This is a genomic window from Streptomyces sp. ATCC 21386 (genome assembly GCF_018728545.1).
Lineage (GTDB): Bacteria > Actinomycetota > Actinomycetes > Streptomycetales > Streptomycetaceae > Streptomyces.
Genome location: NZ_JAAVVL010000001.1, coordinates 8,411,294 through 8,437,194, shown reverse-complemented (window position 1 = coordinate 8,437,194; position 25,901 = coordinate 8,411,294). Strand labels below are relative to the sequence as shown.

Here is a 25,901-nt window from a genome sequence, read left to right as displayed (position 1 = left end):
CCGGGGGGTGCGGGTGCCGAGGAGAGGGAAGGAGAGCGGACAGGGATCCGTCGCCTTCCGGACTGCTGAGTGGGGACATCGGAAGAGTCAGGGGTGAGTGGTGAGGTTGTCGAGAGGTGTGACAGCGCTTTCTCCGATTTCTTCCAAGGGTTGTGAGAAGGGGAGATGAAAGTCCCGGGGTCGTTGTCGGGTCGGGCCCGCCCGCTCTGGGTCGCCGCGGAGTGTGCCGTCACCCTCGGGCTCGTTCTGCTGCTCTTCGTCGCCCATCAGCTGTGGTGGACCAACCGGCAGGCCCAGGAAGGGGCGGCCCGGGAGGTGGCCGCGCTGGAGCGGGCATGGGCGGAGGCGGCACGGACGGAGAGGGCGTGGACGGTACGGACCCACCGGACTCAGGGGAGCGTGGGCCCGGGGTCCGTTCAGGCCGTTCAGGCCTACGCCGTGCTCGTCATCCCCCGGCTCCATCTACGAGCCCCCGTCGCCGAAGGAGTCGGGAGGGCAGAGGTCCTCGACAAGGGGTTCGTCGGGCACTACCCGGGGACCGCGCAGCCGGGGCGGCCCGGGAACCTCGCCCTCGCCGGGCACCGCACCACCCACGGCGAGCCCTTCCGCCACCTCGACCGGCTCGAAACCGGTGACGAGGTGCGCGTCGAGACGCGGGACGCCGTCCTCACGTACGTCGTCGACAGCACGCTCCCGCAGACCGCGCCCGGCGACGGCGGGGTCCTGCGGCCAGTCCCGCGCAGCGACGTGCGGCCGTCCTACGGGTATCGCGAGCCCGGCCACTACCTCACGCTCACCACCTGCACGCCCGCGTACACCTCCACGTACCGGCTCGTCGTCTGGGGGAAGCTGCGCTCGGTACGCCTCAGATGAGAGCATGTGTGCGAGAGTCGTTCGGGAGCTCCGAGAGTTGCGGGAGTTCCGTGAGTTCCGTGAGTTGTTTGAGAGGGGGAGCCGTGATCCGTAGCTGGGCCAGTCTTCGCCCCGCCGCGATGTTGCTGCTGCTCCTCTTCGAGGTCGCCGTCCTAGACACCGGCACGCTCTCCGCCGCCGTCGCCTTCGCCGCCACCGCCGCGGCCGGCTCCGCGTTCGCCGCCTGCGCGCTGATCACCTCGCGCTGCGCGCCCGTCGTACCCCGTACGCGCGTCCGTACGGCGATCCGGGACCGTGAACGCCGTACGGCGTTCCTGCCCCAACGCGATCCCGACGCACGCGGGCGTACGCGCCCCCGCGCGCCCGGACGTGCCCTCCTGACGGCCACCGCGTAGGGCACACCGCACCCGCTCCACCCCCCTCACCTCGCCTCAGCTCCCCGCTGTCCTGGCTGAGGTCTGTGCTCCGCACGTGGGCCGTCGCGCCGAGTTCGGTCTGTCCGACCACTTCTCACCGGCACGACGAGACCCCTGGAGGGCTCACACCCATGTCCGTTTTCGCTGACCTTGTCGAGCATCTCGCCGATCTGCTCCAGCCGCTGTTCCACGCCTCCGCGACCGCCGTCGCGATCGTCCTGTTCACGGCGCTCGTACGACTGCTCGTGCACCCCCTGTCGCGGGCGGCGGCGCGGGGGCAGCGGGCGCGGATCGCGTTGCAGCCGCAGATCGCGGAGCTGCGGAAGAAGCACGCGAAGAACCCCGAGAAGCTGCAGAAGGCACTGCTGGAGCTGCACACGAAGGAGAAGGTGTCGCCGCTGTCCGGCTGCCTGCCGAGCCTGTGCCAGCTGCCGGCCTTCTTCCTGCTCTACCACCTGTTCTCCAACACCACGATCGGCGGCGAGGCCAACGCCCTCCTCACCCACCGGCTCTTCGCCGCCCCGCTCGGCGACCGCTGGGCCGACGCGCTCGCCCACGGCGGCGTCTTCGGGGCGCAGGGGCTCGTCTACGTCGGGCTGTTCGTGATCGTCACGGGGGTCGCGGTCTTCAACTTCCGGCGTACGAAGCGGATGATGGCCGCCGGTACGGCCGGGGTGCCGGCCGTGTCGGACGAGCAGCTGCCCGGGATGGCGGCGAGCATGGGGGCCGTCAGCAAGTTCATGCCGTTCCTGTCCTTCTTCACACTGGTCACCGTGGCGGTGGTGCCGCTGGCGGCCGCGTTGTACGTGGTGACCAGCACGACGTGGACGGCGGTGGAGCGGGCGGTGCTGTACCCGCTCCCGGAGGCCGAGACCGACGGGACTGCCGAGACCGCCGAGACCGCCGGGGCCGACGGGACTGCCAAGGCCAGCAAGACCACCAAGACCGCCCAGACCACCAAGACCGCCCAGACCACCAAGGCCGCCAAGGCCGCCAAGACTGGGGCTGCCAAGGCCGACGGGACTGCCAAGAGCAGGAAGGCCGCTGCGGTCGCTTCCGGTGAGTCCGGATCGGGTGCGCCTCGTACGTCGGGGCCGCGCAGGGCGAGGTCGGGTAGGTCGCGAGCGGGTTCGGCGGGTTCGGGGAGGACGGGCAGGTCGGCGGCTGCTACCAAGCGGTAGTCGGTCCGAGGCCCGGGGCGAGTGGTCCAGTCCGTGAACCGGGTCTTGCGGAGTGGACCATGACCTTGGACGATCGACCAGTCCTCCGATGGCCGCGCCCATCGGTCGGGCGGTGGACGATCGAGGGAGTTGGCGACCATGAAGCTGCTGCGAGTCGGTACGGCGGGCGCGGAGCGGCCCGCGCTGCTCGACGCCGAGGGGGTCCTGCGGGACCTCTCGGAGGTCGTGCCGGACATCGACGGTGCGCTCCTCGCGGACGAGGCGGCGCTCGGGCGGGTCCGCGAGGCGGCCGAGAGCGGTGCGCTGCCCGTGCTGGACGCGGCGGGGCTGCGCATCGGACCGCCGGTCGCCCGGATCGGCAAGATCGTCTGTATCGGGCTCAACTACCACGACCACGCGCGCGAGACGGGGGCCGAGCCGCCCGCCGAGCCGGTGATCTTCTTCAAGGCGGCGGACACGGTCGTCGGGCCGCACGACACGGTGCTCGTGCCGCGCGGGTCGACCAAGACCGACTGGGAGGTCGAGCTCGCCGTCGTCATCGGGCGGACCGCCCGGTACGTCGAGTCGCGCGAGGCCGCGCTGGAGCATGTCGCCGGGTACGCCGTCTCGCACGACGTGTCCGAGCGGGAGTTCCAGCTGGAGCGCGGCGGGACGTGGGACAAGGGCAAGAACTGCGAGACGTTCAACCCGTTGGGGCCGTGGCTGGTCACCGCCGACGAGGTACCGGACCCGCAGAAGCTGGCGCTCCGGCTGTGGGTCAACGGGGAGCTGAAGCAGGACGGCACGACCGGGGAGCAGATCTTCGCGGTGAGTGAAGTCGTGCGGTACGTCAGCCAGTTCATGACGCTGTACCCCGGGGACGTCATCAATACGGGGACGCCGGCGGGGGTGGCTCTGGGGGAGCCCGAGCCGAAGCCGTTCCTGCGGGCCGGGATGTCGTGGAGCTGGAGATCGACGGGCTGGGGCGGCAGCGGCAGGAGTTCGTCGACGCGTAGGCGCTCCGCTTGGGGCGCCGGGTGCCCAAGGGGCTGGGGGCTGCTGATCGGTGGCGGCTGCGGGTGCGTTGGGGCTTGTCGCGCAGTTCCCCGCGCCCCTTGGGGGCGGTGGTTACAGGGTGCTCTTGAAGTGTTGCAGGGCCTCCACCACCATCGCGTGGTCCTCCAGTTGGGGGAGGCCCGAGACCGTCACCGTGCCGATCACGCCTGTTCCCTCCACCGTCAGGGGGAAGGAACCGCCGTGTGCGGCGTACTGGTCGGGGTCCAGGCGGGAGGACTCCTCGAAGGTCGTGCCCTTGGCGCGGAAGCGGGCGCCGACGAGGTAGGAGGAGCTCGCGTAGCGCTCCACGACCCGGCGTTTGCGGTCGATCCAGGCGTCGTTGTCCGCCGACGAGCCGGGCAGGGCCGCGTGGAAGAGCTGCTGGGGGCCGCGGCGGATGTCGATGGCGACGGGTGCGTTCCGCACGCGGGCCAGCTCCACCAGCAGGGAGCCCAGGGCCCAGGCGTCCTCGTGGGTGAAGCGGGGGAGCACCAACTGGCGCTCCTGCGCTTCCAGTTCCTCGATGGTTGGGATGTCGTGGGTCGTCACAGCTTCACCGCCACGCCCTCGCTCGCGGACGTGCGGGCCGCCTCCAGTACGTCGAGCGCGGCGGCGGCCTCGTACGCCGTGACCGGGTTGTCGCCGGTGCCGTGCAGCGCCGCGGCCACGGCCGCGTAGTACGCGGGGTAGTCGCCGGGGACGGTGGGGACGGGGCGGCCGCCGTCGGTCAGCGGGGAGTCGCCGGCGCCGACGCGGCCCCAGAGGTCCTCGGGCTCCTGGCCCCAGGCGGCGCCGGGGGTGGGGCGCTCGCCCTCGCGGAGGGCCGCCTCCTGGGGGTCGAGGCCGTACTTGACGTAACCCGCCTCGGAGCCCAGCACACGGAAGCGCGGGCCGAGTTGGGGGGTGACGGCGGAGGCGTAGAAGTGGGAACGGACGCCGTTCGCGTGCGTCACGGCGATGAACGTGTCGTCGTCCGCCTCGGCGCCGGGGCGGCGCAGGTCGGACTCCGCGTACACCAGGGTGGCGGGGCCGAAGAGGGTGAGGGCCTGGTCCACGACATGGCTGCCCAGGTCGTAGAGGAGACCTCCGATCTCCGCGGGGTCGCCGGACTCGCGCCAGCCGCCCTTCAGCTGGGGGCGCCAGCGTTCGAAGCGGGACTCGAAGCGGCGGATCTCGCCCAGTTCGCCGGCGGCGAGGAGGCGGCGCAGGGTCAGGAAGTCGTTGTCCCAGCGGCGGTTCTGGAAGACGGAGAGCAACAGGCCGCGCGCGTCCGCGAGGGCGGCCAGCTCGCGCGCCTCGGCCGCCGTACCGGCCACCGGCTTGTCGACGACGACCGCGAGGCCCGCCTCCAGGGCGGCGGTGGCGATCGGGACGTGCGTCTTGTTCGGCGAGGCCACGACGACCAGGTCCAGCTCGCCTGCCCGCGACCAGAGCTCGTCCGCCGTGGCCGCGAACCGTACGTCCGGGAACTCGGCGCGGGCCTGCGCCTGGCGTTCCGCGTTCGACGTGACGACCGTGTCGAGAGTCAGACCCTCCGTCGCGGCGATCAGCGGGGCGTGGAAGACGGAGCCGGCGAGGCCGTAGCCGACGAGGGCGACACGCCAGGGCCTGTCTGTGCTGGTGCCTGTCATACCACCCACTTAAGCAACGCTGTTGCCAAAGTGCAAGCGCGAGGGACAATGGGGGTGTGGACGGCAACGGGATCGGTGACGGGTTCGGCGACGGGATCGGCGACGGCAACGGGGGTGGTCGCGGGCGGACCGGTGGTGTCGCGGGAGTGAACCTGCTCGCGTTGCGTAGTCACAACGGGGCGCTGGTGCTGGATCTGCTGCGCAGGGCGGGCGCCGCCGGGATAAGCCGGCTGGAGCTGGCGGAACGGACCGGGCTCACCCCGCAGGCCGTCAGCAAGATCACCGCACGGTTGCGGGCGGACGGGTTGGCGACGGAGGCGGGGTACCGGGCGTCCACCGGTGGCAAGCCGCGCACCGTACTGCGGCTCGTGCCCGACGCCGGGCACGCCGTCGGCCTCCACCTCGACCGCGACGAGCTGACGGCCGTGCTCTGCGATCTGACCGGGGCGGTGGTCGCGCTGCGACAGGCGCCGCTGGATCTGGGCGCGGGGGCGGAGAACGTGGTCGAGGGCGCGGCGCGTGAGGTGGAGGCGTTGCTGGCGCAGGCGAGTGAGGAGCGGGGGGTGGGGACCGGGGGTTATCGGGGCGGTGACGACGGGGTCGGTGACGCGGCTTCGCGGCTCGGGTCCGGTCCGGGTTCCGACATCGACACCGACACCGAGACCGAGATCGACACCGACACCGACACAGAAACGGCCACCGGCACAGAAACAGACACCGATGCCGCGTCCGTGGTCGCCGTGGGGTCCGGCTCCGTTCCTCATGGTCCCCCTCTCCTCCCCGTGCTCGGCGTCGGAGTCGCTCTGCCCGGGCCCCTCGATCATCTGCACGGTGTGTTGCACCGGGTCACCGGGTTTCCGGAGTGGGACGGGTTTCCGTTGCGGGCGGCGCTGGCGCGGCGGTTGGGGGTGCCGGTGGTCGTGGACAAGGACACCAACGCGGCGGCCCTGAGGCTCGCGGCGGCCGCGGGGGCGCACGGGTCCTTCGCCTACCTCCACCTCGGTACGGGGCTGGGTGCCGGACTCGTGATCGACGGATCCGTCCACCGGGGTGCCCGGACCCGGGCCGGGGAGTTCGGGCACCAGGTCGTTCAGTTGGACGGGCCGAGGTGCGAGTGCGGGAACCGGGGGTGCGTCGAGGCACTGTGCCTCGCGGCGGTGGCGCGGGGGGACGTGGCGGAGGCGGCGCGGGTGCTCGGGACGGGGGCCGCCAACCTCGTGGGGCTCCTCGACATCGAGGTGGTGCTGTTGGGCGGGCGTACGGTCGAGGCCTGGCCGGAGGAGTTCGTGCGGGGGGTCGGGTTCGTGCTCGACGAGTGGGCCCGGTTGCAGGGGGAGGATCCGGCCGTGCCGGTGCGGGTTGCCGGGGGTGGGGTGTCGGCGGTTGCGGAGGGGGCGGCTCAGCTGCTGCTCGCGCCGTTGTTCGGGCGGGAGGACGGGTGACGGGGAGCGGGTGAGGGGTGACGGGGATGCGCCGGGGCGCCGTGCGGGTGGGGGGCGATGCGCCGGGGTGCCGTGGGGGTGCGGTTGGCGGGCGGCTGCGGGTGGTGTGGGGTTGTTCGCGCAGTTCCCCGCGCCCCTGAAAAGCGACCGGGGGTATGCGCAGCCGGCGTTTGAAAGTGGCCCGCGGCTTCTCGCGCCGTCTCGATGGCCCGCAGTTTCTCGTGCCCGCGGCTCTCGAAGGGAGCCGGTGACTCCGCTGATCGAGCGGATATTCGGGTGTGATCCCCGGGCCCCGGGGCGTGGCGGGGCTTGTCGGGGCGGGTGGGTGGCATGGTCATGTGTTCATGCGACTGTGTACGTGCCTGACCCTTGCCCTCGCCGCCGCAGCCGCGCTCGCCAGTGGTCCCGCGGCGGCGGCCACCGTGCCCGCGCCCGCGTCGGACGCCCTGCGGATCGGCTGCGTCGGTGACGACAGCGGCGCCTTTCCCATCCGGACCCGGATCCGCGGCGGCCCCACCACCTACGTCGCCGGCGGCGGCTTCCGCACCTGGGCCGTGGAGCTCACCAACACCACCTCCCGGACCTGCGGCAACATCCACCCGGTCGTCGTGCTGGCCGACAGCGCGCGCACGCTGCAGCGGAGCCAGCCGCAGCTGGAGTTCTACGACGACGCCGACGACACCACCCCCCGGCCGGTGACCTTCGAACGGACCGACGCGGACGAACTGGTCGGCGTTCTCGGCGGGGACGGGAACGGCGGCGGAACCGGCTTCACCGTGCTCCCCGGCCGCACCCTCGCCGTCAAGGTCCGCCTCTCCCTCACCTCCGACGCGACCGTGCCGAACGAGGTCGTGGCGAACGCGGCCGTCGTCGAGCGGCGCGGCGACGACGGCACGTGGGTGGGGGAGTCCAACGACTACCGCTTCCGCATCACCGACGACGAGGAGGAGGAGGGCGGGACGGAGGCCGACCAGGACAGCGGTGGGGCGGCGAAGGAGAGGGACGGCACGACGGCCGTACCGGACGAGCGGCGGCCGTACCCCGACGAACTGGCCGCCTCGGGCATGCGCGAGGCCCTCCCGTACGTCACCGGCCTCCTGCTGCTGGCCGCCGGCGGCCTTCTGACGGCAACGGTCCGCAGACGGACCCGCTGACGGCACGAGACCGGCACCCGCCCCGACGCTCGACGCCGGCACCCGTGCAGATGGTGACGTCGGCGCTGATTCCCACGCCGGTGCCGGTGCCGGGGGCCATGGCCCCCACACCCCCGCTGACCTGAAGCGACCCCGGTCTCAGCCCCCAAGATCGGCCTCCTCTTTTCTGCCAGGGCTCACTAGGGTTGGGGCGGACCCGGACGTACGGACGACGGATGTACAGGCGTACGGACGTGCGGACGTACGGCAGATATCGACAGCCGCCGGCAGGAGATCGCACATGGCAGAGCGCAAGCCCATCGAGTCGTGGCTCACCGACATGGACGGGGTGCTCATCCATGAGGGCGTGCCGATCCCCGGCGCCGACGCCTTCATAAAGAAGCTCCGTGACTCCGGCCGCCCCTTCCTGGTGCTCACCAACAACTCGATCTACACCCCGCGCGACCTGCACGCCCGGCTCTCCCGCATGGGCCTGGACGTGCCCGTGGAGAACATCTGGACGTCCGCCCTGGCGACCGCCCAGTTCCTGGACGACCAGCGGCCCGGCGGCACGGCGTACGTCATCGGCGAGGCGGGGCTGACGACCGCGCTGCACGACATCGGGTACGTCCTCACCGACCACGAGCCCGACTACGTCGTCCTGGGCGAGACCCGCACCTACTCGTTCGAGGCCATGACGAAGGCGGTCCGCCTGATCAACGGCGGCGCCCGGTTCATCGCCACCAACCCGGACGAGACCGGCCCCTCCACCGAGGGTCCGCTGCCCGCGACGGGGGCCGTGGCCGCGCTGATCACCCAGGCGACCGGGCAGAAGCCGTACTTCGCGGGCAAGCCGAACCCGCTGATGATGCGCACCGGGCTCAACGCGATCGGCGCGCACTCGGAGACCAGCGCGATGATCGGCGACCGTATGGACACCGACGTGCTCGCGGGCATCGAGGCGGGGATGGAGACCTTCCTCGTCCTCACCGGTCTGACCGCCCCCGAGCAGATCGAGAAGTTCCCCTACCGCCCCTCGAAGGTCGTGAACTCGATCGCGGACCTCGTGGACCGTCTCTGAGTCCGGCCGGTCGGTCGCCCGCCCGGCGAGGTCGCCGAGTGCCCGGCCCCGGATAAACCTCCTGACACCCGTACGGAGCAGTCGGGGCGCCTCCCCGGATGCGTCCCGCCGCCCGGCGGGGGAGTCTCTGGGGTGTCTGGAGGTTCACCATGGGCTCAGTGCGAGTCACTCTCTGTGCCGGGGTGGTGGTCGCGGCGGCGCTCGCCGCATCGGCACCCTCGGCCCACGCGACCGACCCGCGGAACGTCTCGGTGGTGCCGGCCTCACCGGTCCCGGGCACCGACGTCCGGGTGCGGGCCGCGGGCTGCGGCGGGAAGACGGGAACGGCCGTCTCGGCCGCGTTCGTCGCGGACGCGCGGCTCACCCAGCTCACCGGCTGGAGCCCCGGCACGCTCGCCGGGGAGACCCGCGTCCGCTCCTCGCTCGATCCCGGCACCTACGCGGTACGGATCACCTGCGACGGCAGGGAGGACAAGGTCACGGGGACGATCAAGGTCGGCGGCGAAGGAGAGCCCACGACCGGCCTCGAACCCACAACGGGCCTCAAGTCCACGACCGGCCTCAGGCCCCCGACAGGTCTCAGACCGCCGACGGGGCTCAGGCCCCCGGCCGGCATCACCCTCCCGTCGACGGAGCCGCCAGGCATCGAGCCGTCCGGGATCAAGCCGCCCGTGACCGGGCCGACCGCGACCGAAGCGCCGCCGTCGGCCGAGCGGCCCGCCGGCGAGCGCCCCGCCGACCGGCAGCCCTCGTCGCCCTCCTCCCCGATCGCCCCCGTCCGCGCGGGCGGTGGCGGAGCGGCCGCCCAGCTCGCGGCGGCCGACCCGGCGGACGCGCGTGGCTCGGCCGACCCGGCCAACTCCATGGACGACGCCCGGCACACCGGCCCCGGCGCCCGCCACGCGGTGGTCGGCCTGGTCCTCGCCGGGGTGGCGGCGGTGGCGGTCGTGGCGCGTGGTGCGCGCCGGGGCCGCGACCGCCGTACGGAATAGGGGGCCGTCGTGTCCGGACGGGACTATTCCGACAACGGCTACGACTACGGCGGCGTCGGCGAACGCGGTTCCGGCGGTGGGTCCGGCGGCGGGACCGGCCGGGTCGTCACCGGTGTCGCGTGGGCCGTACTGCTGCTAGGGCTGTGGCTGTGGGGCCGCGAGGTCACCGACGTACGGCAGGGCGGCGCCGCGCCGACGACCGGGGACGTGGCCGCCGTGGGACGGCCTGCCCAGGCCGAACTGCCGCCCGCTGCCGAGCCGTTGAAAGGCGCGCGACCGCAGCGGCTGGACATCCCCTCGATGGGGGTGCAGGCGCCGGTCGTGGCGCGCGGCCTCGACCGGGACGGGGCGGTCGAGCCGCCGTCGTACGGTCAGCCGGGCGTCGTCGGCTGGTACGCGGGTGGCGCGCGGCCCGGCGCGACGGGGGCCGCGCTGTTCGTCGGGCATGTCGACACCGAGACCCGGCCGGCCGTCTTCTACAAGCTGAGCGCGCTGCGCGTCGGCGAGAAGATCCGGGTGGCCCGCAGCGACGGGCGGATGGCCGAGTTCACCGTGGACGACGTGCGGGTCATCGGCCGCGACGAGTTCGACGCCCGACAGGCCTACGGCGTACGGCAGTCCGGGCGGGCCGAACTCCGGCTCGTCACCTGCGGCGGCACGTTCGACAAGGCGAGCCGCACCTACACGGCGAACGTGGTCGTCAACGCGTACCTCAGCGGAACGAGGCCGTGACGGTCACAGCGCCTGGCCCGCACGACGCTGTGACGGGCGGGACTTTGACCGGAAAGCGATCAGTGCACAGCCCTCGGTGCTACGGAACCCCGACACCTGCGAAGACACTGTGCTCCCGGCCCCGTCGGCGACCCGCTCCCGCCGGCGCCGCCGACCGGGGGCCGTTCGACCGCGACTTCAGGGCGTGGGGGCGGCACCGGCCAGAGACTGTTTGACGCCAAGTCGACGGATCGTGGCGCTCCGTCATGGAGGCAGGTGGCGGCGGTGCGGGCGCGTTCCGGGGCGCGTGGTCCCGTCGGTGCCGCCGGGCGGATGGTGACGACCTCGTGGGCGAGGCGGGACTTATGTCAGGATTGGGGCTTACGACACGGTGCACCCAAGGGGGAGTTGGATGTACGGCGGTAGGGGGGCCGGGGTTCGGGCGTGCGGGGCGGTGATGGGGGTCGCGTTACTCCTCGCAGGCTGTTCCGGGGGAGACGACGGCGGTGGCGGCGGGAAGGGCCGGGCCTCCGGTTCCGGCATCACCCAACAGCCGGACGGCACGGACCCGTTCTGGGTCAACCCGAAGGGGAACGCGGCGGCGCAGGTCGTCGCCTACGAGAAGGCCGGCAAGGACAAGGACGCCAAGCTGATCCGCAGGATCGCCGAGCAGCCGACCGGCGAGTGGATCGGCCCGGAGAACCCGGAGCGGGAGGCCAAGGGCTTCACCGTCGCCGCCGAGGAGGCCGACCGGGACGCCGTGCTCGTCCTCTACAACATCCCGCACCGCGACTGCGGCCAGTACTCCGGCGGGGGCGCCGCCGACGGTGACGCGTACCGGGCGTGGATCGACGGCGTGGCCCGGGGCATCGGGGACCGTCCGGCCACGATCGTGCTGGAGCCGGACGCGGTGCTGCACGTGGTGGACGGCTGTACGCCGGAGGAGTTCCACGCGGAGCGGTACGACCTGCTGAAGGGCGCGATCGAGACGCTGGGCGCGCTGAAGAACACGAAGGTGTACCTGGACGCGGGCAACGCGGGCTGGGGCGACCCCGAGCAGATCTACGACCCTCTCAAGTGGGCCGGTGTCGAACAGGCCGACGGCTTCGCCGTCAACGTCTCGAACTTCTACACCACCGAGGACTCCATCGAGTACGGCAGGCAACTCTCCGCGAAGATCGGGGACAAGCCCTTCGTCATCGACACCAGCCGCAACGGCAACGGCCCCTGGAACGAGGGCGACGAGGACGAGCGCTGGTGCAATCCGCCGGGGCGGGCGCTCGGGGAGTCCCCGACGACGAAGACCGCGGACCCTCTCGTGGACGCGTACCTCTGGGTCAAGCGCCCGGGGGAGTCGGACGGGGAGTGCAAGGGCGGGCCCAAGGCGGGCGAGTGGTGGCCCGAGTACGCGCTGGATCTGGCGAAGGCGTCCGACTGACGGTCGGGGCGCCCCACGGGGTGGGCTGCGGTGGTCGGGCGACTGCGGGCGGTTGTGGTTGCTCGCGCAGCCCCCGCGCCCCCTGAAAAGCACGGGCTGAGCCCGTGCTTTTCGCTTTCAGGGGCGCGGGGGAACTGCGCGACCAGCCCTCACTTCCCCCGCACCCGAACACGGCGAAACCCAGCGGAGCGCTACGGCACCTTCACCCACCGCGCCTTGCTCGGCACCCCCGCATCATCCGTGACGAAGAGCATGTACCAGCCCGACTGCACCAGATTCCGGTTCTTCGGCACGGTCACCGTGATCTCGTCCCCGGTCACCTCGAAGTCCACCTCGATCGACTTCTGGTCCACATCGGTCACATGCGTCGACGCGCTGGGCCGGATCAACCGCGCCGACTCGATGGACGACCCGTGCCGCGTCCCGAACGTCGCCTTCCCGCCGCGCGCCACCGTCTTCGGCCCACCCGTCAATGTCGGCTGCGCGTCCTGGAAGAGGTACGGCGGCGTGTAGATCTCGATCCGCTGCTCGAACTCTCCCGGCTTGGTGTTGGCCTTGTCGGCGTACAGGGAGTCGGATCCGAAGAACACGACCCGTCCGTCCGGCAGCAGGATCGACCCGGAGTGGTAGTTCCGGCCCACCAGGGGGTCGGCGACCCGCTGCATCTGGCCCGTCCGCGCGTCGTACAGCCGCGCTTCGAGGATGTTGGAGTCGCCGCGCCCCCGATAGTCCTCCGAGCCGCCGGAGATGAGGACGGTGTCGTCGGGCAGGATCGAGGCCTGCGGGTACCGCGTGCCCTTCGCCAGCCGCGGCCCGTCCACGAACCGCGGCCGGTCGGCCAGCAGATCGATCACCCGGGTCCGCTTGCTGGACCGCTCCGACTCACCGACCCCGCCCCCGCCGATGACCATGTACTTCTCGTCCTGCGCCGGGGGCAGCAGCACGGTCCCGGCGGTCTCCAGCAGCTTGCTGTCGCTCATGCCGGGGACCTTGGTGAACTTGTTGGTCTTGAGGTCCCAGATCCCGGGGTCGCGCCCGATGTCGTCCGGCCCGTACCCCGCGTTGGCGCCCGAGTAGAACAGCTTGCCGTTCTGCATCAGGGAGATCGCCGGGTAGGTCGGGAACTGTTGTTCCTCCTTCGTGTAGGTCCACTTCTTCGTCCCGGGGTCGTAGATCTCGTTCTTGCCCGGGACCAGCTGTCCGATCTCGTCGAGGCCGGACAGCGACAGCACGGTGCCGTCCGACAGGGTCGTCAGCGTGGGGTACCAGCGCGCCTCGTTCATCGGGTCGACCTTGATGTACTTCTCGGCGACCGGATCGAACTCGTAGGCGTCCTTGATCCCTTGGAAGTCCTTCTTGTCGAGGGCGAGTTTCTGCGCGATGCCGTACGTGTTCCGCGCGTCCTCGCCCTTCAGGCCGACGACCTTGTAGTTGTCCTCCGTCCCCGTCTCGTACCGCTTGCCGCTGCGCTCGGCCTCGACGTAGGCGCGGGCGATCCCCGGCTTGTTGCCGGTGAACTTGCCCGTGTCCGGATCGAAGGTCTTGACGGCCTTCTTCAGCTCGACGGTGTCCTTGAGGACGAAGGTCTTGCCGTTCGCCTTGCCGACGAACCGGGTCCCCGCCTTCAGCCTCATCCCCTTGTCGGGATTCTCGTTGTGGATGATCATCAGGCCGCCGGCCTTGGTGACGTCGCCCTTCAGCTTCTCGTAGCGCTTGGTGCCGCCCGCGATCAGCAGATTGCCGTTGGACAGCTGGGTGTGACCCGTGCAGAACAGGTCGGCCGGGGTCGGCACCCGCTTGATCGTCTGCTTGACCGGGTCCCAGACACGGGTGTCGAACTTCTTCTTGTCGAAGTTCTCCGCGTCGTTGCCCGAGCCGGCGATCAGCAGGATCTTGCCGGTGTGCAACAGGGCGGCGTGGATGGTGTTCTGACGGTACTTCTCCGGGAACTCCACGATCTGCCAGTGCCCGTTGTCGGCCTTGTACTCGGGTCTGTTGATCTTGTACTCGTGGTACTTCTCGGTACTGAAGCGGTACACCCACGGCCCGTTCATCCCGGCGAGCGCGAGGACCACCGCCGCGCCGATCGCGAGGCGACGGGCACGGCGGCGGCCTGCACGGTCCTTCATTCCTTACGTCCCCCAAGTCCGCCCAGGGCGATCTGCATGGTCTGGTCGCTACCCCCGCTGCCCGACCCGGACGCCGCCCAGCTCGGCTTGTGCTGGGGAGCGTGCGGCGCGTGTGGGGCGTGCGGTGCGCGGGGTGGCGCGAACGGTGCGGGAGCCGCCTCGGGCGGCGCCACCATGGACCCCTGCAGTTCGGCCGCGGCGGCGGCCTTCTTCCGGTCCTGGCGCAGCATGTAGCGCCAGGCGAAGATGGGGAGGGCGGTGATCATCATGGCGAAGGTGGCCCAGATGATCATCGCGGGGTGCGCGTTGCCGAAAGCGAACCCGGCGGCGATCGAGGCACCGAAGATGACGATGAAGTACCAGTGGTACCGGAAAGTGCCGAACCAGCGGTCCGGGCTCGCCGAGTCCCCCTTGGGCGTGACCACGAACTTGCTCTTGCGGCGCAGCGCCGAATCGATCAGCGCCTTCGCGTAGAGCGGAGCGGACAGCGCGGACATCACCATGCCCGCCACACCGCCGGAGCCCTCCGGCTCGTGCGGGGAGACGTTGTGCCGGCGGTTCCAGACGTACAGGCCTATCTGGAGCGCGGAGGCGTTGCCGTAGAGCATCAGCCACACCACCGGGTCGATGTTCACGCCCGAGGCGCCGAGGCCCAGGAACAGGGCACAACTAAGCGCCGCCAGGATCCAGTTGAGCGCCGACATCGGGTAGAAGATGATCATCATCGTGTAGTTGAAGAGCTTGGTCGGCGGCAGCGAGTACCAGCCCTTCCAGTACTGCTTGAGGATCGTCTCGTACGTCCCGCGCGACCAGCGCATCTGCTGGGTGAAGAAGTCCGTCCAGGCGCTGGGCCCCTCACCCACCGCGAGGACGTCCGGGGTGTACACCGAGCGCCACTTGCGGCCCGTCGCCGGGTTCTTGTGCCGGTGGATCTCGAAACCGGTGGCCATGTCCTCGGTGATCGAGTCGTACAGCCCGCCGATCTGCTTGAGCGCCTTGATCCGTACGGCGTTTGAGGTGCCGACGAACATGGGTGCCCCGTACTTGTTGCCGGCGCGCTGGATCAGCGCGTGGAACAGGAACTGCTGGGACTCGGCCGCCTTGGTGACGAAGTTGTCGTAGTTGCCGTACACCTGGGGGCCGATGACGAAGCCGATGTCCGGGTCCCGGAAGAAACCGAGCATCCGCTCCAGGTAGTTGGGCAGCGGGATGTGGTCGGTGTCGACCGAGGCGAAGAAGTCGTAGTCGTCGCCGTGCGCGTCGAGCCAGGCGTTGTAGTTGCCGTGCTTGGTCTTGGCGCGGTGCGGACCCTTGGGCTGGTTCCACTTCGCGATGCCCTTGCGGGAGAAGTGGTGCACGCCCAGGCGCGCGCAGACCGCCTTCACATCCGGGTCGTCGCCCTCGTCGAGCAGCCACACGTGCAGCAGTCCGCGGTGGCGCAGCCGCACCGCGGCCTCCAGGGTCTTCGTCACCATCTCCAGCGGCTCCTTGCCGGGCACGAAGGAGGTGAGGAAGGCGACTCTGGTGCCGGTCTCGGGCACCACCGGGATCGGGTCGCGGGCGACCAGGGTGGCATGCGCGTTGGACAGCACGTTCATGCAGCGGAAGAACTCGATCAGGCCGATCGAGACCAGCATGACCAGGTCGAGGGCGGGCAGGAACTCGTACTCGACGTAGTCGCGCTTGGTCCAGTGCTCCTGCTGCAACAGCCAGGCCAGCAGGACCAGGGAGAGCAGCGGCGCGGCGGCCAGCATCAGGGCGACCCTGAGGCGGTGCGGCTCCTGGGAGATCAGCGACCGGTACTGCACCTTGTAGGGCTTGGTCGGGTCGGGCTGGGTGAGCGGGCCGGCGAGCCGGCTGTAGTGCTCGTAGTCGTATCTCGGAAGGGCCTTCCTGAGCTTGCGCAGGGCTCCGGTGCGGTGCGACGGCACCTTGAGCCGGGTCGTATCGGATGGGTCGTGGTTGTGCCGGGCGCCCGTCGGCGTCGACGTCATGAGTCATCCCCCCGCACACACGTCGAGTGTGTGTTCGTCGGTCTTTCGTCCGAATCGGTCCCCCTCGACCGTTACGGACGCATCAGTGGGTCATCGTCACCATGTGATCTACACCATGGAGACACGGGACGAAGACCATCCGGTTGCATTGATGCCCCCTCGGCATCTTTTGTGCCTGAGCGCGTACGGCACGCACCTTGTCGAGGGCCCCAGATCCCCATCCCAGGGCGCAAACCGCCCAAGGCTCCCCAACCGCCGTGTATCCGCAGTCTCTTACGGCCCAGGGTTCTATGGTGTTCATCTTGATCGCAAGATGCGAAACACGGCGTTTACCGGTCATACGCGGATATGAGTGCATTGATGGAGGATCTGTGGGGAGTGGGAGGGGAGTGCGAGGGGGCGGGGGGAGGGCCCGGGGTGATGTGCACATGCGGAGAGGCCCCTCGCGAATCACTCGCGAGGGGCCTCTCCGGTCTGTGCGCCGCCAGGGACTCGAACCCCGGACCCGCTGATTAAGAGTCAGCTGCTCTAACCAACTGAGCTAGCGGCGCGCGAGAAGAACTTTACCGGAGGGGCAGGGGTGCTCCCGACCACGCGCACTCCGGCTGGACGGCCTGGGCGCGGGCCTTCGACCTCCCCGGGGCCCCGCGCAGGGCGTCGTCCGCGGTGGCCGGTCGAGGTGTCGCCAGGTTCCGACGCACGGCGCCGACGCACGACGCCGGCGCTCGGCGCTCCCGCCAAAGGCGGCCGGGTACATCATTTGGACCGTCAACATGCGACAGCGGATGACAGTTGCGAAACTGACGGGCGTGCAGAAGCGTGGAATTCTTGGGTCGGTTCGCGAGGGGAATCGTATGGGGACTCCGGCATTCGAGGAGATCGATCCGGGGGCCGATTGCGAATGCCCCGGCTGTGTCCACTGGCGGCGGGTCATGCCGCACTCGACCCGGTACGCCCATCTGAGTCATCCGGCGGCCAGGACAGCCCGGAACGCCCTCGTCGTGGCCACCGCCGCCGGCGCCGCACTCGGCGCGGGGCACGCCGTGCCGGCGGTCGCGGCGGCCCACGGTCCGACCGTCCCCAGCGTCGTTCCCGCAGGTGAGGACCCGAAGACCCCGCAGGGGAAGAAGGCGCCGCTGCACGGTCCCGGCGGGCGTCCGACGGGCGGGGGCAAGCCGCTGAAGGGGGTGAGGACACCTCCCACCACACGCGCCGAGATCATCGAACGGGCCAAGAAGTGGATCGCGGACGAGGTGCCGTACAGCATGCGCGAGTACTGGTCCGACGGTTATCGCCAGGACTGTTCGGGGTTCGTTTCCATGGCCTGGAATCTCCCCGGAAACGAATGGACGGGCAGCCTCGACAAGTTCGCGCAGCGTATTTCCAAGGACCGGCTGGAACCCGGCGACATTCTGCTCTTCCACAATCCGAAGGACCCGCAGCAGGGCTCGCACGTCGTGATCTTCGGCGGCTGGACGGACCGTGCGCGGACCCACTACATCGCCTACGAGTCGGCCCGCCCGTACGCCCGCAGGCAGACCACGCCGTACGGGTACTGGAACAACGCGGCCCGCTATGTGCCGTACCGCTACAAGGGATTGGTCTCCGACGGCGCGGGTTCTCCGGACGACGAGACGGACGCCCTCAACGGCTCAGGCGGCTCCGACGGGTCCACCGGCGGCGTCTCCGGCAGTGGCCCCGGCGGCATCGAGGGCGCCAAGGCACCCGCCGCCCCGGGGGGCGAGACCGGCGCGAAGGGGGCTGCCGGGCCGTCCGCCGGGGATCGCTTCCCCGGCGCCGCCGCCTTCGGGCCCGGCGCGCGGAACAAGCACGTCGCCCGGCTGGGCCAGATGCTGGTGGCGCGCGGCGGGGCCCGCTTCTACACCGGTGGCCCGGGACCGATCTGGTCGGACAGCGACCGCAGGGCCACCCGGGCGTTCCAGCGGGCGCAGGGCTGGTCCGGCCGGCACGCCGACGGGATTCCGGGGCCGCTGACCTGGTCGTACCTGGTCACCGGGAGGGGCAGGGACATCCCGCCGGCCTCGGCCGGAAGCTCCGGCCCCCAGGGCGCACCGGCCGGCCGGCCCAGGCCCCCCGCGGTGCACCGCCCGACGGGGAATCCGGGAACACCCGACAGGCCTGGCCCGTCCGCCAGGCCCGGTTCACCCCCCGAGCCCGGCTCCCTCCACGATCCCGGCTCCCCCCTCAGGCCCAGCTCCCCTCTCAAGCCCGGGTCGTCCGTCAGGCCCGGCTCGTCCGTCGGACCCGGGTCGTCCGGGTTGCCCGTCGAGTCCGATGCCCCCGACGACGTGGGCACCCCCCTGACACCCGCCTCGCACGGTGTCCGCGGCTATCCGGGGCGCGGCATGTTCCGGCCGGGCGCGGACAACGCGTTCGTCACGCGGCTGGGGAAGCGGCTGGTCGAGAAGGGGTTCGGCAAGTACTACACCTCGGGCCCGGGGCCGCGTTGGGGCGAGGCGGACCGGCGGAACGTGGAGGCGTTCCAGCGGGCCCAGGGCTGGCGGGGCGGCGCGGCGGACGGCTATCCGGGACCGGAAACCTGGCGCCGCCTGTTCTCCTGACGGCCGTTCCAGCCCGCTCACCCCTCACCCTTCACCCCTCATCCCATCCCCCTCACCGGCTCTCACCACGGCTCTTCCTGCGCGGAGGCATGGAGGCACGTATGAGTACGACCACCTCACACACCCCGGAGCCCGAGGGGGCCGCGCGGCCCGCCCGGCTCATCCAGAACGAGACGACCACCGAGATCCCGGTCCATCTGCTCTTCCGCGACGACCCCGCCCCGGTCTCCGTACCGGTCACCCCCGCCGTCGTGGGCCGCCGGCGCGGCACCGGCGAGCAGCCGAGAGTGCGGCAGGGGCCCGCGTCGATGAAGCCGCGTCCCACCGTCGAGGTCGACCCCGAACTGGTCGAGCGCCCGGCGCGGGTGGTGCCCGGGATGGTGGGAGTGCTGGGCGGGGCCTGCGGGCTGGCCGGGTGCGTGCTCACCTCCTGGTGGGCCGGGGTGCTGCCGGGCCTCGCGGTACGGGCGCTCGGGCTGCCGGCCGCGTACGCGGGCGCCGGACCAGGGCCGGCGCAGTGGGCCGCGTACGCGGGCGCCGGGGCGCTGACGATGTTCGGCTTCGGCGGGCTGGCCCGGGGGCGGACCGGACGGGCCTGGGTGCTGGGGCTGTTCGGCCGGTACCGGGGGACGGTCCGGCGTACCGGACTGCTCTGGGTGAACCCGTTGGTGCTGCGCCGTCGCGTCGACGTGCGGCTGCGGCACTGGCGGAGCGAGCCCATGGCGGCCGTCGACGCGAACGGGGTGGCGCTGCGGGTCGTCGTCCTCGTGGCGTGGCGGGTGAGGGACACCGCGCGGGCCCTGCTCGGGATCGAGGACCACGAGCGGTATCTGCGCGAGTGCGTGGAGGCGGCGGTCTCCCGGGTGCTGTCGCAGCTGCCGGCGGACGTGGCGCCGGGCGCGCTGGTGCGCGACTCGACGCTGCGCAACACGGAGGCGGTGGGGGAGGCGCTGACCCGGCTGGTGGCGGCGGACACGGCGCCGGTCGGGATGGAGGTGTTCTCGGTCCAGCCGGTCCGGATCGAGTACGCGCCCGAGGTGGCCGCCGTGATGCAGCGCCGCCGGATCGCCGCACTCGACGCCCAGCACCGGGACACCGTGCTCACCTCCGTCGTCGACTCCGTCGAGGACACGGTGACCCGGCTGACCGTGCGCGGCCTGGTCGAACTCGACGACTACGAGCGCAAGGCGCTGGTGAAGGACCTGACGGTGGCGTTCTATACAGGGCGCCGCGAAGTGTCCCCGTGAACCCCGGAATTGGTATGGACATGTTCAATCCGCACCCATAATCTGGGACTTGGTCTAGACCTGGAAACACCCCCACGTACTCCAGGGAGCGGCAGCATGCGCACACGCACGCACAGCAGGACCAAGTGGTACGCCGTCGGGGTCGGCCTCGCCACCACCGGAGCGCTCGTCCTCTCCAGTGGTGGCGCCACCGGCCACGGCTACACCGACCTTCCCGTCAGCCGGCAGAAGCTCTGTCAGAACGGCACCGTGACCAACTGCGGCGACATCCAGTGGGAACCGCAGAGCGTCGAGGGGCCGAAGGGCTTCCCGGGCTCAGGGCCGGCTGACGGCCAGATCTGCTCCGGCGGCAACAGCAGGTTCAACCAGCTCAACGCGTCCACGAAGCCGGGCGGCGGCGCCTGGCCCACCACCAGGGTGACGGGAGGTCAGAACTACACGTTCCGGTGGCAGTTCACCGCCATGCACGCCACCACCGACTTCAAGTACTACGTCACCAGGGCGGGCTGGAACCAGAACCACGCCCTGGCCCGCTCCGACCTCAACCTGACCCCGTTCTTCACCGTCCCCTACAACGGTCAGCGCCCCCCGTCCACGCTCTCCCACACGGGACGCCTGCCCTCCGGGCTGAGCGGCCACCATGTGATCGTCGCCGTCTGGACGATCGCCGACACCACCAACGCGTTCTACGCCTGCTCGGACGTCACCTTCTGAGCAACTCCCGCAGCGGCCCCGCCAGTTCTGAGGATCCCTTGAGCTGCGCGGGGCCGTCGTGCGGGTACGTTCCCCTCACGTCGCCGACCAGGGCGGCGGCCGGACTTCGGGGGAACACCATGGATGTCTTCTTCTACCTCATCCCTGCGGTCATGATGGCCTTCATCGCCTTCATGGCGTACCGGCTGCTCATCCGCTGGCTGCGCGTCAGAAGGGCCTGGAGCAGCGGACTGACGGCCGAGGCGCGCTGTCTGAAGGCGTTCACGGCGGTCAGCGGGGGCGCGGGGGACCACAGCTCGGTGCACACCACGATCCACCACGTCTACGAGTTCACCACCCATGACGGACGCCCCATCCGGTTCGAGGAGGAGGGCGGTCCCACGACGACGATCGAGGGCGACTTCGTCACCGTCCACTACACCGACGGCCCGAACGTGGTGGCCACCGCCCACGCCCCCGGCGAGCGGGTCAAGCAGGCGGCCGCCGGTGTCGGCATCCTCGCCTTCCTCGGGGTGGCCTTCGCGTTCTGCGTCTTCTTCATGGTCACCTACCACCAGTTCTCGACAGACCCCTCGTTCCCGACGCCGTGACCCTCCTCAACTGACGGTATGTCAACTACCGTGCGCCGACATGGAGTCCACAAGGCGTACGGTCGCACAGCTCGTCGCCGACCGGTGGGGCGACCACCGGCCCGGGCTGTGGTTCGAGGAACAGGTCCTGACCCACCACGAGGTCGCCGCCGCGGCCGCCGCCCGCGCGGCCCTGCTCGCCGACCTCCTGCCACCGCACGCCCATCCGCACATCGGCGTCCTCCTCGACAACACCCCGGAGTTCCCCCTCTGGTTGAGCGCGGCGGCCCTCGCGGGCGCCGCCGTCGCCGGGGTCAACCCCACCCGACGGGGCCCCGAACTGGCCCGCGACATCCTGCACACCGAGTGCCGCCTGCTGATCACCGAACGGGCCCACCTCCCGCTCCTCGACGGACTCGAACTCCCCGGCGTACGCGTCCTGGTGACGGACACCGAGTCCTACGCCGACCTCCTCGCCCCGTACGCGGGCGCCGAGCCCGATGCCACCCGGGCCACCCCCGCCGACCGTCTCCTCCTCTACTTCACCTCAGGTTCCACCGGCGCGCCCAAGGCCGCGATCTGCTCCCAGGGGCGGCTCGCGGCGGCCGGCCGGGCACTGGTGGACCGCTTCGGGGTGCGAGGGGACGACGTGCACTACGTCTGCATGCCGATGTTCCACGGCAACGCGGTCATCGCCGACTGGGCCCCCGCCCTGGTCGCCGGGGCCGGCGTCGCCCTGCGCCGCCGGTTCTCCGCCTCCGCGTTCCTGGACGACGTACGGGCCTACCGGGCCACGTACTTCACCTACGTCGGCCGGGCCGTGCAGTACCTGCTCGCCACCGAGCCCCGCCCCGACGACCGGGACACCCCGCTGCGCATGGGCTTCGGCACGGAGGCGGGGGCGGTGGACGCGGCGGCGTTCGAGGAACGGTTCGGGGTGCGGCTGGTGGAGGGGTACGGGTCGTCCGAGGGCGGGGCGGCGATCCAGCGCACGCCCGGGGCGCCACCGGGCGCGATCGGACGGGCGGCACCCGATGACGACCTCGCGGTGGTGGACCCCGAGACCCGGAAGGAGTGCCCGCCGGCTCTCTTCGGCGACGACGGCGGGCTGCTCAACGGCACCGATGCGATAGGGGAGCTGGTCAACCGGGGACCCAACCCCTTCGAGGGCTACTGGCGCAACCCGGAGGCGGACGCCGCCCGCCGCCGCGACGGCTGGTACTGGACCGGCGACCTCTTCTACCGCGACACCGACGGCTTCCTCTACTTCGCCGGCCGCACCGACGACCGCCTCCGCGTCGACAGCGAGAACCTCGCCGCCGCCGTCATCGAGAACATCCTCGCCCGCTACGAGGGTGCCGAGGCCGTCGCCGTGTACGCGGTGCCCGACCCGGTCGCCGGGGACCAGGTCATGGCGACCGTCGCGGGCACCTTCGACCCCTGCCGCTTCGCCGAGTTCCTGCTGTCCCAGCCCGACCTGGGCACGAAGATGACGCCGCGCTTCGTCCGGGTCGTCCGGTCCATGCCGGTCACCGCCACCAACAAGATCCAGCGTGCCGCCCTCCGCCGCGAGGGCTTCCGCTGCCCCGACCCGGTCTGGTGGCGCCCGCCCGGGAAGTGGGCGTACCGCAAGTTCTCGGCGGTGGACCTCGCGCGACTGGTGACGGAGTACCGGGCGCGCGGACGGGAGGAACTGCTGACGAGGTAGGGCCGGCCCTACCTCCCGAACACCACCTGGGCGTATGGCCGCCGCCCGTCGCCCCCGCCTACCGTGGCCCCATGATCCGAACGGTCGTACGGGATGTGCCGCGCGCGGTGGCCTACCTGCTGAGCGGTGTCCTCCTCGGTGCCACACTGCTGGTGGTGCTCCTGGTCCTGGGCACCCTCGGCCTCGCCCTGGCCCCCTTCCTCGTGGGCCTGCCGCTGCTCGCCGTGGCCGTCCTGTCGGGCATCCCCGTCGGCGCCCTCGAACGACGACGGCTCGCCCTCACCCGCACGCCGCCGCCGCCCGACCCGCACGCCACCCCGGCCGAACCCGGTCCAGCCGCCTGGGCCCGGCTGCGGCTGACCGAGCGGTCGACCTGGCGTGAACTGGCGTACACCGCCCTGCTCGCGTTCGTGCTGTGGCCGCTGGACGTGGTCGTGCTGTTCGTCGCGCTGGCCGTGCCCGCGGCGATGATCGCGGCGCCCGCGCAGCTGGCGACGACCAGCAGCGTCAGCGGTGACGCGCGCATCGCCAAGCTCTGGCTGATCGACTCCTACGGCCAGGCCCTGCTGTGCACGGCCGCAGGCGCCGTCCTCCTCCTCGCGCTGCTGTGGCCCCTGGTCCGCTACGCGCGACTGAGGGCCGCGCTCGCCCGGCTGCTGCTCGCGCCGAGCGAGGCGGAGGCGGAACGGCGCCTGGGTGAGGTGACCCGGTCGCGTGCCCGGCTGGTGGCCGCCTTCGAGGCCGAGCGGCGCCGTATCGAGCGCGATCTGCACGACGGGGCCCAGCAGCGGCTGGTGTCCCTGAGCATGACCCTGGGCCTGGCCCGCCTCGACGCCCCGCCGGAACTGGCCGACCGGCTCGCCACCGCCCACCGGGAGGCCGACCGGGTCCTCGGCGAACTGCGGGAGTTGATCCACGGCATCCATCCCCAGGTGCTGGCCGACTACGGCCTCCCGGACGCCCTCGCCGACGCGGCCGACCGGTCCGTCGTCCCCGTGGAACTGGACGTGGACCTGCCCCGCTTCGCCGAGTCCGTGGAGTCGGCCGCCTACTTCGCCGTCCGCGAGGCGCTCGCCAACATCGGCCGCCACAGCGGGGCGGAGCGCGCGTGGATCACCGGACGGCACACCGACGGACGGCTGCGGGTGGAGGTGCGCGACGACGGCACGGGCGGCGCCGACCCCGCACGGGGCACGGGGCTCACCGGGCTCGCCGACCGGCTCGCGGTGCTCGATGGGACACTGACCGTCCACAGCCCCGCCGGCGGCCCGACCGTCCTGTCCCTGGAGATCCCGTGCCCGCAGCGCTGAAGATCGTGCTCGCCGAGGACAGCGTGCTGCTGCGGGAAGAGCTGGTCGGTGTCCTGACCCGCTTCGGACACGAGGTCGTCGCGGCGGTCGGGGACGCGGACGCGCTGCTCACGGCCGTGTCCTCGTACGCCCCCGACCTGGTCGTCACCGACGTCCGCATGCCGCCCGGCCTCACCGACGAGGGCCTGCGCGCCGCGCTCGCACTTCGCGCGGCGAACCCCGCCCTGCCCGTCCTCGTCCTCAGCCAGTACGTCCAACGTACCTACGCCGCCGACCTGTTGGACACCGGGGACGGCACCGGCGTCGGCTATCTGCTCAAGGACCGCATCGGGCAGGTCGAACAGTTCGCGGAGGCGGTGGAGCGGGTCGCGGCCGGCGGTACGGTCGTCGACCCCGAGGTCGTACGGCAGCTGCTGCGGCGCCGGCGTGATCCGCTGGCGGCGCTCACCCCGCGCGAGCGGGAGGTGCTCGCGCTGGTCGCCGAGGGGAAGTCGAACGGGGCCGTCGCCCGGGAGCTGGTCGTCACCGAGGCGGCCGTCGGCAAACACATCGGCAACATCCTGGGCAAGCTGGACCTGCCGCCGGCGGAGGACACCCACCGACGGGTGCTGGCGGTCTTGGCGTACCTGCGAGGCTGAGGCCCGCACGGCGCGAGGGGGTGTGGGTGGCGGAGCCCTCACAACGCGCGGCGGAGCCGCGCAAGAACGACGATGGCGAGGTATGTTCGCGCTTTTCGCGAACATACCTCGCCATCGTCATCGTGCGCCGCCAGGGACTCGAACCCCGGACCCGCTGATTAAGAGTCAGCTGCTCTAACCAACTGAGCTAGCGGCGCAGACTCCGTCGCTCTTCCACTTTCGCGGCTGGCGACAGAGAAAATACTACCTGGTCCGCAGGGGTGCCTTCGACCACTTAAACGTGAGCTGGATCTCTGCGGAACAGGCGTCCTCTAGATCGCCAACGACAGCAGCACCGGAGCGGCCTCCCGGTTCAGTGTGTGCGCCGCCGCCCGCAGCCGGTGCGCGTGCCGCAGCGGCAGGGACAGGGCGAGGCAGCCGACGGCGGAGCCCGCGGTGAGGGGGACGGCCGCGCAGACCGTGCCCGGCGCGTACTCCTGGAGGTCGAGGACCGGGACCGTGGGGGTCTGGGCGTCGAGTTTGCTCAGCAGCACCTTCTCGTTGGTGATCGTGCGGGCGGTGAGCCGGGCCGGGCGGTGCCGCGAGAGGTGGTCGCGGCGGCCGTTGAGGTCGAGCTGGCCCAGCAGGCCCTTGCCGAACGCGGTGGCGTGGGCGGAGGAGCGGAAGTCGACCCACTCGTGGACGGCGGGCATGGCCGGGCTGTCGGCCCACCCGGTGACCTGGATCTCCCCGTCCAGATAGCGGGTGACGTAGACGGCCGCGCCCACGGAGTCGCGCAGCCGGTCGAGGGTGTGCTGGAGCTGCTCGCGCAGGGCCTGGTCATGACCCTGCGTGGAGCCCAGCCGGGCGAGTGCGGCACCGGCGACATAGGCGCCGTCGGTGGTCTGTTCCACGTACCCCTCGCGACGCAGCATCCGCAGGAGCGCGGTCAACCGCTCACTGTCGACGCCGGTGCGACGGGCGATCTCGGCGTCGGTGACGCCACCTGCGTGCCGGGCCACCGTCTCCAGGACGCGTAGCGCGTCCTGGGCCGAGTGGTACGGCGCGGTCGGCTCGTGCTTGAGCGCCACGGTTTCC

The 25,901-nt window shown here is 71.4% G+C and carries 21 protein-coding genes, 2 tRNA genes and 2 pseudogenes; 17 read left to right on the top strand and 8 right to left on the bottom strand.

Going from position 1 to position 25,901, the window contains the following annotated elements; translation table 11 throughout:
• Positions 1-165: 165 nt before the first annotated feature.
• From GWK25_RS36175 to GWK25_RS36160, 4 genes and pseudogenes are all read left to right on the top strand, one after another.
• On the top strand, positions 166-873 hold the full coding sequence (locus GWK25_RS36175) for a class E sortase (RefSeq protein WP_215455711.1): 708 nt from the start codon (positions 166-168) through the stop codon (positions 871-873).
• An 83-nt stretch (positions 874-956) separates the two neighbouring features.
• Positions 957-1,268 carry a DUF6412 domain-containing protein gene (locus GWK25_RS36170; protein ID WP_215455710.1) on the top strand — a complete coding sequence of 104 codons (312 nt, stop codon included), beginning with the start codon at positions 957-959 and terminating at the stop codon, positions 1,266-1,268.
• Positions 1,269-1,420: 152 nt separating this feature from the next.
• Positions 1,421-2,143, top strand: a pseudogene (locus GWK25_RS36165) (YidC/Oxa1 family membrane protein insertase); the annotation flags it as partial.
• 465 nt (positions 2,144-2,608) lie between these two features.
• Positions 2,609-3,465 (top strand): annotated as a pseudogene (locus tag GWK25_RS36160) (fumarylacetoacetate hydrolase family protein).
• A gap of 112 nt (positions 3,466-3,577) precedes the next feature.
• On the opposite strand, the gene GWK25_RS36155 reads toward GWK25_RS36160, so the two are convergent.
• Both GWK25_RS36155 and GWK25_RS36150 read right to left on the bottom strand, forming a co-directional pair.
• Positions 3,578-4,039, bottom strand: coding sequence for a heme-degrading domain-containing protein (locus GWK25_RS36155; RefSeq protein ID WP_215457841.1), 462 nt, complete (start codon positions 4,037-4,039; stop codon positions 3,578-3,580).
• Between the two features lie 11 nt (positions 4,040-4,050).
• Positions 4,051-5,136, bottom strand: coding sequence for a Gfo/Idh/MocA family oxidoreductase (locus GWK25_RS36150; protein ID WP_215455709.1), 1,086 nt, complete (start codon positions 5,134-5,136; stop codon positions 4,051-4,053).
• Between the two features lie 56 nt (positions 5,137-5,192).
• Here GWK25_RS36150 and GWK25_RS36145 point away from each other — a divergent pair, with 56 nt between their 5' ends.
• The 6 genes from GWK25_RS36145 to GWK25_RS36120 all read left to right on the top strand — a co-directional run bounded on the left by GWK25_RS36145 (position 5,193) and on the right by GWK25_RS36120 (position 11,933).
• The gene (locus GWK25_RS36145) at positions 5,193-6,578 is read left to right on the top strand and encodes an ROK family protein (protein WP_374200663.1); all 1,386 of its coding nucleotides are present in this window, start codon (positions 5,193-5,195) and stop codon (positions 6,576-6,578) included.
• Between the two features lie 344 nt (positions 6,579-6,922).
• Entirely contained in the window at positions 6,923-7,732 is an 810-nt protein-coding gene (locus tag GWK25_RS36140; RefSeq protein ID WP_251829196.1) for a cell wall protein, read from the top strand.
• Between the two features lie 280 nt (positions 7,733-8,012).
• Positions 8,013-8,792: an HAD-IIA family hydrolase gene (locus tag GWK25_RS36135; RefSeq protein ID WP_215455707.1), complete on the top strand. Its 780-nt coding sequence runs from the start codon at positions 8,013-8,015 to the stop codon at positions 8,790-8,792.
• A gap of 158 nt (positions 8,793-8,950) precedes the next feature.
• Positions 8,951-9,784, top strand: coding sequence for a hypothetical protein (locus GWK25_RS44615; protein ID WP_308404401.1), 834 nt, complete (start codon positions 8,951-8,953; stop codon positions 9,782-9,784).
• Positions 9,785-9,793: 9 nt separating this feature from the next.
• Complete coding sequence (locus GWK25_RS36125) at positions 9,794-10,516, top strand: class F sortase (RefSeq protein ID WP_215455706.1); 723 nt, start codon at positions 9,794-9,796, stop codon at positions 10,514-10,516.
• A gap of 391 nt (positions 10,517-10,907) precedes the next feature.
• Complete coding sequence (locus GWK25_RS36120; protein WP_215455705.1) at positions 10,908-11,933, top strand: glycoside hydrolase family 6 protein; 1,026 nt, start codon at positions 10,908-10,910, stop codon at positions 11,931-11,933.
• Positions 11,934-12,124: 191 nt separating this feature from the next.
• Here GWK25_RS36120 and GWK25_RS36115 read toward each other — a convergent pair whose 3' ends face one another.
• The 3 genes from GWK25_RS36115 to GWK25_RS36105 form a co-directional block, all read right to left on the bottom strand.
• Positions 12,125-14,062 (bottom strand): kelch motif-containing protein, encoded by a 1,938-nt coding sequence (locus GWK25_RS36115; protein WP_215455704.1) that lies wholly within the window; start codon positions 14,060-14,062, stop codon positions 12,125-12,127.
• A complete protein-coding gene (locus GWK25_RS36110; RefSeq protein ID WP_215455703.1) occupies positions 14,059-16,056 on the bottom strand; it encodes a glycosyltransferase family 2 protein in 1,998 nt (665 codons plus the stop codon). The genes GWK25_RS36115 and GWK25_RS36110 overlap by 4 nt, the downstream gene beginning before the upstream one ends.
• A 477-nt stretch (positions 16,057-16,533) precedes the next feature.
• A tRNA-Lys gene (locus tag GWK25_RS36105) sits at positions 16,534-16,607 on the bottom strand.
• Positions 16,608-16,910: 303 nt separating this feature from the next.
• On the opposite strand from GWK25_RS36105, the gene GWK25_RS36100 reads away from it, so the two are divergent.
• From GWK25_RS36100 to GWK25_RS36090, 3 genes are all read left to right on the top strand, one after another.
• The gene (locus tag GWK25_RS36100) at positions 16,911-18,638 is read left to right on the top strand and encodes a peptidoglycan-binding protein (protein WP_215455702.1); all 1,728 of its coding nucleotides are present in this window, start codon (positions 16,911-16,913) and stop codon (positions 18,636-18,638) included.
• Positions 18,639-18,739: 101 nt separating this feature from the next.
• Positions 18,740-19,885, top strand: a complete 1,146-nt coding sequence (locus tag GWK25_RS36095; protein ID WP_215455701.1) for an SPFH domain-containing protein — start codon at positions 18,740-18,742, stop codon at positions 19,883-19,885.
• A gap of 96 nt (positions 19,886-19,981) precedes the next feature.
• A complete protein-coding gene (locus GWK25_RS36090; RefSeq protein WP_215455700.1) occupies positions 19,982-20,599 on the top strand; it encodes a lytic polysaccharide monooxygenase in 618 nt (205 codons plus the stop codon).
• On the opposite strand, the gene GWK25_RS44385 is transcribed toward GWK25_RS36090, so the two are convergent.
• Positions 20,589-20,720, bottom strand: a complete 132-nt coding sequence (locus GWK25_RS44385) for a hypothetical protein (protein WP_286014572.1) — start codon at positions 20,718-20,720, stop codon at positions 20,589-20,591. The two genes, GWK25_RS36090 and GWK25_RS44385, sit on opposite strands and share 11 nt — an antisense overlap.
• Here GWK25_RS44385 and GWK25_RS36085 point away from each other — a divergent pair.
• The 4 genes from GWK25_RS36085 (at position 20,719) to GWK25_RS36070 (ending at position 24,824) form a co-directional block, all read left to right on the top strand.
• Positions 20,719-21,189 (top strand): DUF3592 domain-containing protein, encoded by a 471-nt coding sequence (locus GWK25_RS36085; RefSeq protein WP_215455699.1) that lies wholly within the window; start codon positions 20,719-20,721, stop codon positions 21,187-21,189. The two genes, GWK25_RS44385 and GWK25_RS36085, sit on opposite strands and share 2 nt — an antisense overlap.
• A gap of 40 nt (positions 21,190-21,229) precedes the next feature.
• The gene (locus GWK25_RS36080) at positions 21,230-22,876 is read left to right on the top strand and encodes a long-chain-fatty-acid--CoA ligase (RefSeq protein WP_215455698.1); all 1,647 of its coding nucleotides are present in this window, start codon (positions 21,230-21,232) and stop codon (positions 22,874-22,876) included.
• Between the two features lie 71 nt (positions 22,877-22,947).
• Positions 22,948-24,186, top strand: coding sequence for a sensor histidine kinase (locus tag GWK25_RS36075; RefSeq protein WP_215455697.1), 1,239 nt, complete (start codon positions 22,948-22,950; stop codon positions 24,184-24,186).
• A complete protein-coding gene (locus tag GWK25_RS36070; protein ID WP_215455696.1) occupies positions 24,171-24,824 on the top strand; it encodes a response regulator transcription factor in 654 nt (217 codons plus the stop codon). Before GWK25_RS36075 ends, GWK25_RS36070 begins: the two co-directional genes overlap by 16 nt.
• A 123-nt stretch (positions 24,825-24,947) precedes the next feature.
• Here the strand turns inward: GWK25_RS36070 and GWK25_RS36065 are convergent.
• Positions 24,948-25,021 (bottom strand) — tRNA-Lys (locus tag GWK25_RS36065).
• Positions 25,022-25,135: 114 nt separating this feature from the next.
• Complete coding sequence (locus tag GWK25_RS36060) at positions 25,136-25,894, bottom strand: IclR family transcriptional regulator (protein ID WP_215455695.1); 759 nt, start codon at positions 25,892-25,894, stop codon at positions 25,136-25,138.
• Positions 25,895-25,901 lie beyond the last annotated feature (7 nt).